Source organism: Geodermatophilus sp. SYSU D00815 (assembly GCF_054050035.1).
In genome coordinates this window covers 1-13,942 of the sequence record NZ_JBJGYO010000015.1, presented here as the reverse complement: position 1 = coordinate 13,942, position 13,942 = coordinate 1, and the positions used below count along the sequence as shown (strand labels likewise).

Annotated in this window: 13 protein-coding genes and 2 rRNA genes; 6 read left to right on the top strand and 9 right to left on the bottom strand. The window is 74.6% G+C overall.

Features of this window, described 5'->3' with window-relative positions:
* Window positions 1–4: 4 nt before the first annotated feature.
* A complete protein-coding gene (locus ACI78S_RS16410; RefSeq protein ID WP_456975192.1) occupies window positions 5–2,497 on the bottom strand; it encodes a DNA translocase FtsK in 2,493 nt (830 codons plus the stop codon).
* A gap of 129 nt (window positions 2,498–2,626) precedes the next feature.
* Between ACI78S_RS16410 and ACI78S_RS16405 the strand changes: the two genes are divergently transcribed.
* Complete coding sequence (locus tag ACI78S_RS16405) at window positions 2,627–4,546, top strand: prolyl oligopeptidase family serine peptidase (protein ID WP_456975190.1); 1,920 nt, start codon at window positions 2,627–2,629, stop codon at window positions 4,544–4,546.
* Window positions 4,547–4,577: 31 nt separating this feature from the next.
* On the opposite strand, the gene ACI78S_RS16400 is transcribed toward ACI78S_RS16405, so the two are convergent.
* Genes ACI78S_RS16400 through thyX form a run of 5 tightly spaced genes read right to left on the bottom strand, consistent with a single transcriptional unit; the run spans window position 4,578 to window position 9,361 of the window.
* The gene (locus ACI78S_RS16400; RefSeq protein ID WP_456975188.1) at window positions 4,578–6,278 is read right to left on the bottom strand and encodes a ribonuclease J; all 1,701 of its coding nucleotides are present in this window, start codon (window positions 6,276–6,278) and stop codon (window positions 4,578–4,580) included.
* The gene (gene dapA / locus ACI78S_RS16395) at window positions 6,275–7,174 is read right to left on the bottom strand and encodes a 4-hydroxy-tetrahydrodipicolinate synthase (RefSeq protein ID WP_456975186.1); all 900 of its coding nucleotides are present in this window, start codon (window positions 7,172–7,174) and stop codon (window positions 6,275–6,277) included. Before dapA ends, ACI78S_RS16400 begins: the two co-directional genes overlap by 4 nt.
* Window positions 7,175–7,183: 9 nt before the next feature.
* Window positions 7,184–7,759: a dihydrofolate reductase gene (locus tag ACI78S_RS16390; RefSeq protein WP_456975184.1), complete on the bottom strand. Its 576-nt coding sequence runs from the start codon at window positions 7,757–7,759 to the stop codon at window positions 7,184–7,186.
* 17 nt (window positions 7,760–7,776) lie between these two features.
* Complete coding sequence (locus ACI78S_RS16385) at window positions 7,777–8,586, bottom strand: thymidylate synthase (RefSeq protein WP_456975182.1); 810 nt, start codon at window positions 8,584–8,586, stop codon at window positions 7,777–7,779.
* Between the two features lie 22 nt (window positions 8,587–8,608).
* Window positions 8,609–9,361 (bottom strand): FAD-dependent thymidylate synthase, encoded by a 753-nt coding sequence (gene thyX / locus ACI78S_RS16380; RefSeq protein WP_456975180.1) that lies wholly within the window; start codon window positions 9,359–9,361, stop codon window positions 8,609–8,611.
* Between the two features lie 99 nt (window positions 9,362–9,460).
* On the opposite strand from thyX, the gene ACI78S_RS16375 reads away from it, so the two are divergent.
* From ACI78S_RS16375 to ACI78S_RS16365, 3 genes are read left to right on the top strand one after another with little or no spacing between them, the layout of a single operon-like run.
* On the top strand, window positions 9,461–9,616 hold the full coding sequence (locus ACI78S_RS16375; RefSeq protein ID WP_456975178.1) for a hypothetical protein: 156 nt from the start codon (window positions 9,461–9,463) through the stop codon (window positions 9,614–9,616).
* Between the two features lie 16 nt (window positions 9,617–9,632).
* Window positions 9,633–10,121 carry a toxin-antitoxin system HicB family antitoxin gene (locus ACI78S_RS16370; protein WP_456975176.1) on the top strand — a complete coding sequence of 163 codons (489 nt, stop codon included), beginning with the start codon at window positions 9,633–9,635 and terminating at the stop codon, window positions 10,119–10,121.
* A 32-nt stretch (window positions 10,122–10,153) separates the two neighbouring features.
* Window positions 10,154–10,951 carry a DUF4097 family beta strand repeat-containing protein gene (locus tag ACI78S_RS16365; RefSeq protein WP_456975174.1) on the top strand — a complete coding sequence of 266 codons (798 nt, stop codon included), beginning with the start codon at window positions 10,154–10,156 and terminating at the stop codon, window positions 10,949–10,951.
* A gap of 19 nt (window positions 10,952–10,970) precedes the next feature.
* Here the strand turns inward: ACI78S_RS16365 and ACI78S_RS16360 are convergent, their stop codons facing one another.
* Window positions 10,971–12,197 carry a winged helix-turn-helix domain-containing protein gene (locus ACI78S_RS16360; protein ID WP_456975172.1) on the bottom strand — a complete coding sequence of 409 codons (1,227 nt, stop codon included), beginning with the start codon at window positions 12,195–12,197 and terminating at the stop codon, window positions 10,971–10,973.
* Window positions 12,198–12,260: 63 nt separating this feature from the next.
* Between ACI78S_RS16360 and ACI78S_RS16355 the strand changes: the two genes are divergently transcribed.
* Window positions 12,261–12,863, top strand: coding sequence for an N-acetyltransferase family protein (locus tag ACI78S_RS16355; RefSeq protein WP_456975170.1), 603 nt, complete (start codon window positions 12,261–12,263; stop codon window positions 12,861–12,863).
* Window positions 12,860–13,519 (top strand): DUF2461 domain-containing protein, encoded by a 660-nt coding sequence (locus tag ACI78S_RS16350; RefSeq protein WP_456975168.1) that lies wholly within the window; start codon window positions 12,860–12,862, stop codon window positions 13,517–13,519. The genes ACI78S_RS16355 and ACI78S_RS16350 overlap by 4 nt, the downstream gene beginning before the upstream one ends.
* 82 nt (window positions 13,520–13,601) lie before the next feature.
* Here the strand turns inward: ACI78S_RS16350 and rrf are convergent.
* Window positions 13,602–13,718: ribosomal RNA gene (gene rrf, locus ACI78S_RS16345) — 5S ribosomal RNA — on the bottom strand.
* 108 nt (window positions 13,719–13,826) lie between these two features.
* A 23S ribosomal RNA gene (locus ACI78S_RS16340) occupies window positions 13,827–13,942 on the bottom strand; the annotation flags it as partial.

Sequence of the window (13,942 nt, the reverse complement as noted above, 5' to 3'; positions counted from 1 at the left end):
CGGGTCAGGCACCGCCGCGGAGCGTGAACAGCGTGGCCTCGAGCTCGTCGGGCTTGATCAGCACGTCGCGGGCCTTGGACCCCTCGGACGGGCCGACGATGCCGCGGCTCTCCATGAGGTCCATCAGCCGGCCGGCCTTGGCGAACCCGACGCGCAGCTTGCGCTGCAGCATCGAGGTGGAGCCGAACTGGCTGGTGACGATGAGCTCCACGGCCTGCAGCAGCAGGTCGAGGTCGCCGCCGATGTCCTCGTCGATCTCCTTGGCCTCGCCCGCCGCGGCGGTGAAGACCTCCTCGCGGTACTCGGGCTCGGCCTGCCGCTTGGTGAACTCGACGACCGCCTCGATCTCGGCGTCGGAGACGTAGGCGCCCTGCACGCGCTGCGGCTTGCCCGCCCCGATGGGCAGGAACAGCGCGTCACCCATGCCGATGAGCTTCTCCGCGCCCGGCTGGTCGAGGATGACCCGGCTGTCGGTGACGCTCGAGGTGGAGAACGCCAGCCGGGACGGCACGTTGGCCTTGATCAGGCCGGTGACGACGTCGACCGAGGGCCGCTGCGTGGCCAGCAGCAGGTGGATGCCGGCCGCACGCGCCTTCTGCGTGATCCGCACGATGGAGTCCTCGACATCGCGCGGGGCGACCATCATGAGGTCGGCGAGCTCGTCGACGATCGCGAGGATGTACGGGTAGGGCCGGTAGACGCGCTCGCTGCCCGGCGGGGCGGTGATCTCGCCCTTGTCGACCTTGCGGTTGAAGTCGTCGATGTGCCGCACACCGGTGGCCCGCATGTCCTGGTAGCGCTGCTCCATCTCCTCGACCAGCCAGGCCAGCGCGGTGGCGGCCTTCTTGGCGTCGGTGATGATCGGCGTGATCAGGTGCGGGATGCCGTCGTACGGCGTGAGCTCGACCATCTTCGGGTCGACCAGGATCATCCGCAGCTGGTCGGGCGTGGCCCGCAGCAGCAGCGAGACCAGCACCGAGTTGACGCAGCTGGACTTGCCCGACCCGGTGGCGCCGGCGACGAGCAGGTGCGGCATCTTCGCCAGGTTGGCGGTGACGAAGCCGCCCTCGATGTCCTTGCCGAGGCCGACGAGCATCGGGTGCGGGTCCTGCTTGGCCGCACCCGAGCGCAGCACGTCGCCGAGGCTGACCGTCTCGCGGTCGGAGTTGGGCACCTCGATGCCCACCGCCGACTTGCCCGGGATGGGCGCGAGGATGCGGATGTTGTCGTTGGCCACCGCGTAGGCGATGTTCTTGGTCAGCGCGGTGATCTTCTCGACCTTGACCGCCGGGCCGAGCTCGACCTCGTAGCGGGTGACCGTCGGGCCGCGGGTGAAGCCGGTGACGGCGGCGTCGACGTTGAACTGCTCGAGCACGCCGGTGATCGCCTCGATGGCGACGTCGTTGGCCTTGGACCGGGCCCGCGGCGGCGTGCCGGGGCGCAGGGTCGACAGCGCCGGCAGCGTGTAGTCGCCCTCGACCGGCTGGATGGACAGCTGCTCCGGCTCGGTGATCGGCTCGAGCTCCTCGGGGGGAGCCGTGCGGTCGACCACCTGGGGGCGCGCCACGGGCATCGGCGGCGGGGGCGGGGTGACGCTGACCGCCTCCGCGGCCTCCTCGAAGGCGCCGTGGTCGATCGGCCCGGTGGGCAGGTCGTCCTCGACCGCGGCGACCTTCCGGCCCCGTCGCCGGGGCTTCTCCTCCTCGACCTCGTCGACGTCCTCGCCGGCGTAGTCGTCCTCGTCGGCGTAGTCGCCGCGGCCGAGCATGCGGTCGCCGAGCTCGCGCAGCCGCTCGGGGATCTGGTGCACCGGCGTCGCGGTGACCACGAGCAGGCCGAAGAAGGCGAGCAGCACGAGCAGCACCACGCTGACGACCTCGCCGACGCCGGCCGACAGCGGCGTGCCGACGGCCCAGCCGATGAGCCCGCCGGCGCCCGGGCGGCCCTGCGCCGGGCCGTCCTCGGCGCCGCCGCCGACCACCGAGGCGGTGCCCAGAACGGCCGCGACGAGGCAGATCCAGCCGATCAGCAGCCGGCCGCGGGCCTCGGGGTTCGCCGGGTGGCGCAGTAGCCGCAGGGACACGAGGAAGAAGAACACCGGCAGGACGACGACGACCGAGCCGACGAGCCAGCGCGACCCCGCCGCGATCGCCGCGCCGACCGGTCCGATGCCGTTGGTCCACACCGCTGCGCCGAGCACGACCGCCAGGCCGAGGACCGCCAGGCCGACGCCGTCGCGGCGGTGCTCGGCCGCGAGCGGCTCGCGCTCCTCCGGCCGGGCGATCGAGCGGGCCACGCCGCCGACACCACGGGCCAGCAGCGTCCAGCTGCTGCCCACCAGGCGGAGCAGCCCGCCGGTGGGCTGCTGCTTGGCGGCGGGCCTGCGGGTGCCGGCGGAGGTCCGCTTGGCGGGCGCCCGCTTGCGGGACGCCGTCGACCCGGAGCGGCCCCGGGTGGACGACGCCGGCCGGCGGGTCGACGTGCTGCGGGCAGGCATGCGTCAGACGGTAATGGCGCGCCGAGCCCCGACCGGGCAGGCGAGCGGTCGTGTCCGCCACCTCCCCCGGCGCGCGTCCCGGGCGTCCCCCGCGCCGGGTGCCGCGTCCCGCCCACCTACCGTGAGGCCGTGGCTCTCCCGTACGGCAGCTGGCCGACGCCCGTCACCTCCGAGCTCGTAGTCCGGTCCGCCGCCCGGCCCGCCGGGGTCGCGGTCGACGGCGGCAGCGTCTGGTGGGCGGAGGGGCGTCCCGGCGAGGGCGGCCGGACCGCCGTGGTGCGCGACGGCGTCGACGTGCTGCCCGCCCCCTGGAACGCCCGCACCCGCGTGCACGAGTACGGCGGCGGGGCGTGGGCGGTGGCCGGCGGCACGCTCTGGTTCACCGAGTTCCGCGACCAGCGGCTGCACCGCCTCGCGCCCGGGGACGCCGAGCCGGTCGCCGTCACCCCGCAGCCGCCGCGCCCGGCGTCCGTCCGGTTCGCCGACCTGCGCCCGGTGCCCGGCGGGGACGTGCTCGCCGTCCGGGAGACCCATCCCGCCGGCGGGTCGACGGCCGACGTCGTCAACGAGGTCGTGCGGATCGCGCCCGACGGCGCCCGGACGGTGCTGGTGAGCGGGCCCGACTTCGTCTCCGACCCCGCGCTCGGGCCGGACGGCGCGACGCTCTCGTGGCTGCAGTGGGACCACCCGGACATGCCGTGGGACGCCGCGCAGCTGGTGGTCCGGGCGCCCGACGGCGCCGAGACCGTGGTGGCCGGCGGCGCCGGCGAGTCGGTGGTGCAGCCGACGTGGGGCCCGGACGGCACGCTGTGGTTCCTGTGCGACGCCACCGACGTCTGGTCGCTGCACCGCCGGCGCCCCGACGGTCGGGTGGAACTGGTGCTCGACGTGGGCAGCGACGTCGCCGGCCCGCAGTGGGTGTTCGGCCAGCGCCGCTTCGCCCTGCTCGGTGACGGCCGGGTCGTGCTCGCGTTCGCGCGCGACGGCGCCGACCGGCTCGGCGTGCTCGACCCGGACGGCGGGCTGCGCGAGCTCGACCTGCCGTACGCCGCCTTCGGCTCGCTCACCGCCGCCGGGACCGACGTCGTCTGCGTGGCGGGCGGCCCCGTCTCGGAGCCGGTGGTGCTGCGGGTGGGCGTCGACACGGGCGCGACCGAGGTGCTGCGGCCGGCCCGCGACCTGGGCCTGGACCGGGCCTGGTTCTCGCGGCCCGAGCACGTGACCTTCCCGACCGAGGACCGCGGCACCGGCATCGGCCACGCGCACGCGCTGGTCTACCCGCCCACCAACCCCGAGGTCGGCGCGCCGGCGGGCGCGCTGCCCCCGCTGCTGGTGGTCGTGCACGGCGGGCCGACCGCGGCGGCGTCGTCCGTGCTCGACCTCGGCGTGCAGTACTGGACCTCGCGCGGGTTCTGCGTGGCCGACGTCGACTACCGCGGCTCCACCGGCTACGGCCGCCGCTACCGCGAGGCGCTGAAAGGCCGCTGGGGCGTGGTCGACCTCGACGACGTCGTCGCCTGCGCCCGCTGGCTGGCCGAGGCCGGCCGGGTCGACCCGGCCCGGATGGCCATCCGCGGCGGCTCGGCCGGCGGCTACACGACGCTCGCGGCGCTGACCCTGCGCCCCGGCGTGTTCACCGCGGGCGCCAGCCACTACGGGGTCGCCGACCTCGCGGCGCTGGCCGCGGAGACGCACAAGTTCGAGTCGCGCTACCTCGACGGGCTGGTGGCGCCCTACCCGGCCGGCGCCGAGGTCTACGCCGAGCGGTCGCCGATCGCGCACGTGGACCGGCTCGGCACCCCGCTCGCCGTCTTCCAGGGCGACGAGGACGAGATCGTGCCACCCGACCAGGCCGAGGCGATCGTGGCGGCGCTGCGCGGCAGGGGCGTGCCGCACGCCTACGTGCTCTTCCCCGGCGAGCAGCACGGCTTCCGGCGGGCGGAGAACATCCGCACCGCGCTGGACGGCGAGCTGTCGTTCTACGCGCAGGTCTGGGGCTTCGCCCTCCCCGCGGAGGAGGGCATCGCACCGATCGACGTCGTGCGCTGACGGCCCCGCTGCGGGGGCAGCGGGTCCTGGCTCAGACCTCCAGGACGGTCGGGATGATCATCGGGCGCCGGCGGTGGGTGTCGGACACCCACTTGCCGACCGTCCGGCGGATGACCTGCGACAGCCGGTGCGGGTCGACCTCGTCGTCCTCCAGCGCGCGCTTGAGGTTGTCCTCCACCAGCCCCAGCACCTCGTCGAACGCCGACGGGTCGTCGGAGAAGCCGCGGGTGGACAGGTGGACCGGGCGCACGATGGTCCGCGTGGACGGCTCGATGACGACGGTGAGCGCCACGAACCCCTCGTCGCCGAGGATGCGCCGGGCCTGCAGCGACTCCTCCCCCACGTCGCCGACGTTGAGCCCGTCGACGTAGACGTCGCCCACGGGCACGTGCCCGGTGATCGTGGCCTTGCCGTCGACGAGGTCCACGACCACGCCGTTCTCGGCGAGCAGCACCCGGTCGGTGCTCATCCCGGTCTGCTCGGCCAGCGCCGCGTGGGCGCGCAGGTGCCGCCACTCGCCGTGCACGGGCATGAGGTAGCGGGGCTTGGCCACGTTGAGCAGGGTGCGCAGCTCGCCGGCCGGGGCGTGCCCCGACACGTGCACCATCGCCGTCTCCTTGTGCACGACGGTGGCCCCGAGCCGCGCCAGCCCGTTGATGACCTTGTAGACGGCGGTCTCGTTGCCCGGCACCAGCGACGAGGCGAGCACGATGGTATCGCCGGCCTCGATGGTGACCTGGTGGTGCTCGCCGCGGGCCATCCGCCCCAGGGCCGACAACGGCTCGCCCTGCGACCCGGTGCTGATCAGCACCACCTGCTCGGGCGGCATCGACGTCGCCTCGTCGAGGGAGACCATGAGCCCGGGCGCCACCCGCAGCAGGCCGAGGTCACGGGCGACGCCCATGTTGCGGACCATCGACCGGCCGACGAAGGCGACCTTGCGGCCGTGGGTCTCCGCGGCGTCGAGGACCTGCTGGATGCGGTGCACGTGGCTGGCGAAGCTGGAGACGATCAGCCGCTGGGTGGCCCGCCGGAAGACGTCCTCGAGCACCGGCCCGATCGCCCGCTCGGAGGTGACGAAGCCGGGCACCTCGGCGTTGGTGGAGTCGGCCAGCAGCAGGTCGATGCCCTGCAGGCCGAGCCGGGCGAACGCGCCCAGGTCGGTGAGGACGCCGTCGAGCGGCAGCTGGTCCATCTTGAAGTCGCCGGTGTGCACCAGCGTGCCGGCCGGCGTCTGCACCGCGACGGCGAGCGCGTCGGGGATCGAGTGGTTGACGTCGATGAACTCGCAGTGGAACGGCCCGGCCACGTGGTCGTCGCCGGCCGCCACCTCGACCAGGACCGGGTCGATCCGGTGCTCGCGCAGCTTCGCGCTCACCAGCGCGAGGGTGAACCGGGAGCCCACCAGCGGGATGTCGCCGCGCAGGCGGAGCAGGTAGGGCACCGCCCCGATGTGGTCCTCGTGGCCGTGGGTGAGGACGACGGCGACGATGTCGCCGAGGCGGTGCTCGATGACGCCGAAGTCGGGCAGGATCAGGTCGACTCCGGGCTGCTCGGCCTCGGGGAAGAGCACGCCGCAGTCGATGACCAGCAGCTTCCCGTCGAACTCGACGACGGCCATGTTGCGGCCGATCTCGCCGAGCCCGCCGAGGGCCATGACCCGCAGGCCCCCCTCGGGCAGCGGCGGCGGCGCCTGCAGGTCGAGGTGCGGCTGGGTGACCGGGTCGCTCACAGGGTCAGACCTCCGGCGGTCAGGTCGGCGCGCAGCTGCGCCACCTGCTCGGCGCTGGCGTCGACCAGCGGCGGCCGCACCGGCCCGGCCGGCAGGCCGAGCTCGCGCAGCGCCGCCTTGACCATCATGACGCCCTGGCCGGTGCCCATGATGCCGGCGTAGACGGGCAGCAGGCTCTCGTGCACCGCCCGGGCCTTGACCAGGTCGCCCGACTCCACCGCGGCGACCAGCTCGGCCAGCCGGGGGCCCACCACGTGGCCGACGACGCTCACCATGCCGACCGCGCCGACGGCCAGCAGCGGGAAGTTCAGCATGTCCTCGCCGCTGTAGTAGGCGAGGTCGGTGCGGGCCAGGGTCCAGGAGATCGCCCCCAGGTCGCCCTTGGCGTCCTTGACCGCCACGATCCGCGGGTGCTCGGCCAGCCGGACCAGGGTCTCGACCTCGATCGGCACCACCGACCGGGGCGGGATGTCGTAGAGCATGACCGGCAGGTCGGTGGAGTCGGCCACCGCGGTGAAGTGCCGGAGCAGCCCGGCCTGCGGGGGCTTGCTGTAGTACGGGGTGACGACCAGCAGGCCGTGGGCGCCGAGCCGCTCGGCGTCGCGGGCCTTCTCGATGGTGTGCGCGGTGTCGTAGGTGCCGACCCCGGCGACGACGACGGCGCGGTCGCCGACGGCGTCGAGCACCGCCTCCAGCACCGCGCGCTGCTCGGCGTCGGTGACGGTCGGGGACTCCCCCGTCGTCCCGGCGACGACCAGGCCGTCGTGGGCGCCGCGGTCGACGAGGTGGGCGGCGAGCTCCTGCGCGCCGGCCAGGTCGATCGTCCCGTCGTCGGCCAGCGGGGTGACCATCGCGGTCAGCACGCGCCCGAAGGGCCGCGCGGGGTCGGTGCTCATGGGAGGAATCTACCGAGCCGGCAGCGGGCCCGCGGTGACCTCGCCGAACCACCCGCGCAGCGCGGCGGGCACCGGACCGGAGGGGGCGCCGGCGCCGGCCCGGCGCCACCAGGAGACGGAGAACTCCAGCCCCGACGCCGACGCCAGGCGGCCGTCGGCCGGCACCCGCAGCGCGGGTGCCCAGCCCTCGTCCAGCCGTGGCGCCCAGGTGTCGCCGTCGAAGCGGCCCGCCACCTCGGTGACGACCGCCTCGGTGGCGTGCGGCAGGAAGGCCTCGTACACCGCGCCGCCGCCGATCACCCACAGCTCGTCGTGCCCGGCGAGGACGTCCGCGACCGACGTCGCCACCTCGGCCCCGGCCGCGGCGTCGAGCGTCGTGCTGAGGACGACGTTGCGCCGGCCGGGCAGCGGCCGGAACCGGGGCGGCAGCGATTCCCAGGTCCGGCGGCCCATCACGACCGTCGAGCCGACGGTGAGCGCGCGGAAGAGCTTGAGGTCCTCGGGCAGGTGCCAGGGCAGGGCGCCGTCGGCCCCGATGACGCCCCCGGAGCCCTGGGCCCAGACCAGCCGGACCGCGGTCGGCACCCCTGCGCCCCGCGGGCTCAGACCGCGACCGCGGCCCGGATGGCGGGGTGCGGGTCGTAGTCGTGCACGTGGAAGTCGGCGTAGTCGTGCTCGAACAGCGACGGCGCCGGGTCGATCGTCAGCCGCGGGAACGGCCGGACCTCGCGGGAGAGCTGCTCGCGCACCTGGTCGACGTGGTTGGCGTAGATGTGGCAGTCGCCGCCCACCCAGACGAAGTCCCCCGGCGCCAGGCCGACCTGCTGGGCGACCATGTGGGTGAGCAGGGCGTAGCTGGCGATGTTGAACGGGACGCCGAGGAAGAGGTCGGCGCTGCGCTGGTAGAGCTGGCAGGAGAGCCGGCCGTCGGCGACGTAGAACTGGAACAGCGCGTGGCACGGCGCCAGCGCCATCTCGTCGAGCGCCCCCACGTTCCACGCCGAGACGACCATGCGCCGCGAGTCCGGGTCGGTGCGGAGGGTCTCCAGCACGGCCGAGATCTGGTCGATCGCCCGCCCGTCGGGTGTGGGCCAGGACCGCCACTGGACGCCGTAGACCGGGCCCAGGCCGCCGTCGGCGTCGGCCCACTCGTCCCAGATCGAGACCCCGTGCTGCTGCAGCCACGTCACGTTGCCCTCGCCGCGGAGGAACCACAGCAGCTCGTAGGCGACCGACTTGAAGTGCACCTTCTTCGTCGTCACCAGCGGGAAGCCCTGCGCGAGGTCGTAGCGCAGCCGCTCGCCGAACAGGCTGGTCGTGCCGGTGCCGGTGCGGTCCGACTTCGGGGTGCCGGTCTCCAGGACCCGGCGCAGCAGGTCCTCGTACTGGGTGTCGATCGTCCGGTCCGCCACGGGCGTCGACTCTAGGCGCGGATCAGGCCTCGGCCACGTAGGGGCTCGCGGCCACCTCCGTGCCGTCGGCCAGCCGGCTGATGCGGAAGTCGCGGAAGACGTGGGGCGCGACGCCCTGCAGCTCCCGCAGGCAGGCGACGGCCAGCTCGCGGATCTCGACGTCGGCGTGCTCGCTGGCCCGCATCGCCACGAAGTGCCGCCAGGCACGGTAGTTGCCGGTCACGACGATCCGGGTCTCGGTGGCGTTGGGCAGCACGGACCGGGCGGCCTGACGGGCCTGCTTGCGGCGCAACGTCCCGTTGGGGACGTCGGCGAACCGCTTCTCCAGCCCCTCGAGCAGCTCGCGGTAGGCGGTCAGCGCGGCGTCGGTGGCGGCGAGGAACTTCTCGTGCAGTTCCGGGTCGTCGGCGATGACGGCCGGTTCGACGAAGCCGGCGTCCCCCTCGGGCACGTACCGCTGCGAGAGCTGGCTGTAGGAGAAGTTCCGGTGCCGGATCAGCTCGTGGGTCAGCGACCGGGAGACGCCCGTCAGGTACAGGCTCACCGTGCCGTGCTCGAGCACCGAGAGGTGGCCGACCTCGAGGATGTGCCGCAGGTAGGTCTCGTTCGTGGCGGTCGCCGGGTTCGGCTTGTCCCACGACTGGTAGCAGGCGCGCCCCGCGAACTCGGCCAGCGCCTGCCCGCCCTCGGCGTCGGTCTCCCACGGCACGTCGGCCGGCGGCTCGAACCGCGTCTGGGCGATCACTCGGACCTGCAGCCGCACGACGGGAGGCACGGCGCCGAGCCTACGGCGCACCGGCTCCGGCCACCCGTGACTCCACCGCGACAGCAACGTGGTGTTGTCATGGCGTCATGGTGGTGCCATGCTGACGCCATGGAGAACTGGACGTACACCGAGGAGCTCCGCTCGCAGCTCGGCCGGCCGCACCACCGGCGTCGCGCACGCGACCGCGACCGCGACGTCGCCCGGCTGCTGGCGCCGTGGCGCCGCCACGCCGCCGGGCCCGACACCGTCCTGCGGGAGGACTGACGCCACCATGGCGTCCATGGATCTCAGCCACTACGTCGACGCCCTGCGCACCGCGCTCACCACGGCGGCCGCCGCGGGCGGCGAGCAGGCCCGCGAGACGGCCCGGCTGCTCGCCGGCACGATGGAGCCGGCCGTCCGGCTGACCGTTCTCGACGCGCTGTCGGACATGGCGGCCGAGGTGACCGCGGCGCTGGAGGGGGCGCTGGTCGACATCCGGGTGCGCGGCGGCGATCCGGAGGTGGTCGTGGTCCCGCCGGTGCACCACGAGCCGGCCGAGCCGCCCGCTCCCGAGGCCGACGAGGCGGACGACGACGGCGCGGTCGCCCGCATCAGCCTGCGCCTGCCCGAGCCGCTCAAGGCCCGCGCGGAGGCCGCCGCGGCCGCCTCCGGCGTGTCCCTGAACGCGTGGCTCGTGCGCGCCGTGTCCGGCGCCCTCCGCGAGCCGCATCCCGCTCCCCCGTCGGGGCGCGGCCCCCGCCGCTACTCGGGCTTCGCCCGCAGCTGACCATGACCCACCCCTCTCCCCTGGAGGACGCCGTGGACCCACGGACGCACCGCTTCCCCGTCGGTACCGGCCCCGCCGCGGTGGAGGTCCGCAACGCGGCGGGCACGGTCACGGTCGAGGCGGTCGAGGACTGCGCCGAGTACGTCGTGGAGGTCCAGCCGCTCGACGACGCCGCCGAGGACCTGGCCGGCCGGGTCGACCTCTTCCTCGTCGGCTCGCGGCTGCGGATCCACGCGCCGGAGCGCCGGTCGCTGCGGACGCCGTCCTTCGCCGTCCGCGTCACCGTCCCGACCGGTACCGCCACCCGCGTCGCGGTCGCCTCGGCCGACGTCGACCTGCGCGGCGAGCTGGGGCGCGTGGAGCTGACCGGCGCCAGCGGCGAGTCGGCCGTGGAGTCGTGCGCCGACCTGCAGCTGCGCACCGCCAGCGGTGACGCGCGCATCGGTTCGGTCTCCGGCCGCGCCACGATCGGCGCCGCCTCCGGCGACCTGCGGATCGGCTCTGTCGGCGGCGGCCTGGAGGTGAGGACGGCCTCCGGCGACGTGGAGGTGGGCACCCTGGCCGGCGACGTGTCGGTGACCACGGCGTCGGGGGACGTCGGCATCGACCGGGCCACCGGCGGCACCGTGGGCGTGAAGACCGTGTCGGGGGACGTCACCGTCGGCGTCGTCCCCGGCCTGCGGGTGTGGCTGGACCTCTCCAGCGTCTCCGGCCGGGTGGCCTCGCACCTCGACGACGACGCGGCCGGTGGCGACGGTCCGGCGCAGCTCACGCTCGCGGTGCGCACCGTCTCCGGCGACCAGCGCGTGCTCAAGGCGGTGCCTGCCTGACGCGGGTGCTGGGCCGGGCTCAGCCGACCTCGGCCGCCGGCCCCAGCACCGTCTGCAGGTCGCGCGCCAGGTCTCCCCGGTCGGTGACGGCGACCTCTCCCAGCCCCATCCAGCCGGCCATGAGCGCGAGCTCGCCGGCCAGCTCGGTGGCGACGAGGGAGCGGTCCACGCCGTCCTCCGCGTAGGCGCCCTGCACCCGCAGCACGCCGGCCTTGCGATCGGCCTTGAGGTCGACCCGGCCGACCAGCCGGTCCCCGAGCAGGAACGGCAGCACGTAGTACCCGTGCACCCGCTTCTCGGCCGGGGTGTAGATCTCGATGCGGTAGCGGAACCCGAAGATGCGCTCGACGCGGGGCCGCTCCCAGACCAGCGAGTCGAAGGGGCTGAGCAGGGCGCGGGCCCGGATCCACCGCGGCCGCCTGGCACCGGGGTCGAGCCAGGCGGGTGCTCCCCAGCCGTCGACCTCGACCGGCTGCAGCTCGCCGGCCTCCTCCAGCTCGGCGATCGCCTGCCGCGCCGGCGCGGGCTTGAGCCGGAAGTAGTCGCGCAGGTCGCGTTCGGTGGCCACGCCGAGGGCGCGACCCGCGGTGCGGACCAGCTCGCGCACGGCATCGGCCGGCCGGGGGGTGGGGACGGCGAGCACCTCGGCCGGGATCACCCGCTCGGTGAGGTCGTAGACCCGCTCGAAGCCGGCGGTGCGGTGCCGGGCGGTCAGCGCACCGGCGTAGAACAGCCACTCGAGGGCGACCTTGCCCGCGTGCCAGTTCCACATGGTGCCGGGGCGGTCGGGCCGGGGCTCGAGCAGGTCGCTCGCCTTGAGCGGGCCACCCTCGCGCACCCGGTCGAGGATCTCGGCGACGTAACCGGGGCGCTCCTGCTGGATGCGGACCATCGACCCCCAGGCGTGCTCCTCGGCGGCGGCCATGCGCCAGCGCAGGTACGGCTGGAGCCGCACCGGCAGGAAGGACGCCTCGTGCGCCCAGTACTCGAAGAGGTGCCGGCGCCGACCGGCCAGGGCGTCGAGCGACTCCCGCGGGTAGGGGCCGAGCCGGCTGAAGGCCGGCAGGTAGTGCGAGCGGGAGAGGACGTTGACCGAGTCGATCTGGACGACGGCCAGCCGCGAGGTCAACCGGCGCAGCTGCCGGGTGTCCACGACGCCGGCGGGCCGCGGCTCGGCGAAGCCCTGGGCGGCCAGGGCGATGCGCCGGGCGAGGGCGGCCGGCAGCCGCTCCGGTCGGGTGCTCACCCCCACGATCCTGCCGCTCGGGTACGACACGTTCTCGTCGGGCCGCCGTCCTAGGCTGCCCCGGTGGACCCCGCTCCCTCGTTCCCCAGGTTCACGGGGACGGCCGAGGCCTCGGTGCGCCCCGCACGCGCGCAGGACGCCGAGGCGGTCGCCCGGGTGCAGGTCGTCACGTGGCGGACGGCGTACCGCGAAGTGCTGCCCGCCGCCGTCCTGGACGGGTGGGACGACGCCGCCGCGGCGTCCGCCTGGCGGGCGGCGATCACCGCCCCCCCGACGCCGGGGCACGGGGTGCTGGTCGCGGTGGAGCGCGACCAGGTCGTCGGCTTCGCGGCGTTCGGGCCGGCCGAGCTCGGTCCGGGCGAGGCACCGGATCCCGCCGGCCCCACGACGGAGATCGCGACCCTGCTCGTCGAGCCCCGGTGGGGGCGGCGCGGGCACGGCAGCCGGCTGCTGGCCGCCGTCGCCGACGTGGCCCGCGCGACCGGCGCCGCCCGACTGCAGGCGTGGCTGCCGGAGGCGGACAGGGTGTCGGCCCGCTTCCTGGAGTCCGCCGGCTGGGCCGAGCACGGCTGGGCGCGCACGCTCGACACCGGCGGCGCGCCGCTGCGGGAGGTCCGCTGGCACGCGGCGCTCGCCGCACCCGACGACGGAGAGGAGACCAGGTGACGTTCGAGGGGTTCCCCGACGAGGGCCTCGTCTTCTACGAGGGCCTCGAGGCCGACAACAGCAAGACGTACTGGACCCGGCACAAGGGCGACTACGACGCGTTCGTCCGCAAGCCGCTGCTGGCCCTCGTCGAGGAGCTCGCCGCCGAGTTCGGGGCCGCCAAGGTGTTCCGCCCGTACCGGGACGTCCGTTTCAGCAACGACAAGACGCCGTACAAGACGCACCAGGGCGCGGTCGTCACGCCTGAGGGACGCGGCGCGGGCTCCTGGTACGTGCAGATCTCAGCGGACGGGCTGTACGTGGCCGGCGGAGCGTGGCGGCTGGAGTCCGACCAGGTCGACCGGTACCGGCGGGGCGTGGCCGACGACGTGCAGGGCGGCCGGCTGCGGGCCGAGGTCGAACGGCTCGGCGGGGCCGGCTTCGAGATCGGGGGCGACCGGCTCACCCGGGTGCCGTCCGGCTACGCGGCGGACCACCCGCGGGTGGATCTCCTCAAGCACAAGTCGCTGCACGCGTCCCGCCACTGGGAGCCGGCCGACTGGCTGCACACCCGGCGCGCTCTGGACGAGGTGCGCAGCGCATGGCGCGAGTTCGGAGTGCTCAACGCGTGGCTCGCCGACAACGTCGGAGCGACGACGAAGGAACCCCGCCGCTGATCGGGACGAGTCGCCGCCGGTGGGTGGGCATGCGAGACGGGGCCCGCAGCCGGTTGGCTGGGGCCCCGTGTCGGGTGGTTGTGTCCGGCGGCGTCCTACTCTCCCACCCCGTCTCCGGGGCAGTACCATCGGCGCTGAGAGGCTTAGCTTCCGGGTTCGGAATGGAACCGGGCGTTTCCCTCTCGCCATGGCCGCCGTAACGCTGTGAACCTGTCAACCGGGAAGTCGGTTGTTGGTTCAGAACCGCACAGTGGACGCGCACATCGCTTTCGTCTGGGTTTGCCGGCCCCGGTCGATGGGCGGGGTGTGTGGCAAGTCCTCGGCCTGTTAGTACCGGTCAGCTGCACACCTTGCGGTGCTTCCACTTCCGGCCTATCAACCCGCTGGTCTGGGCGGGGGCCTTACCCGATCGAGTCGGTGAGA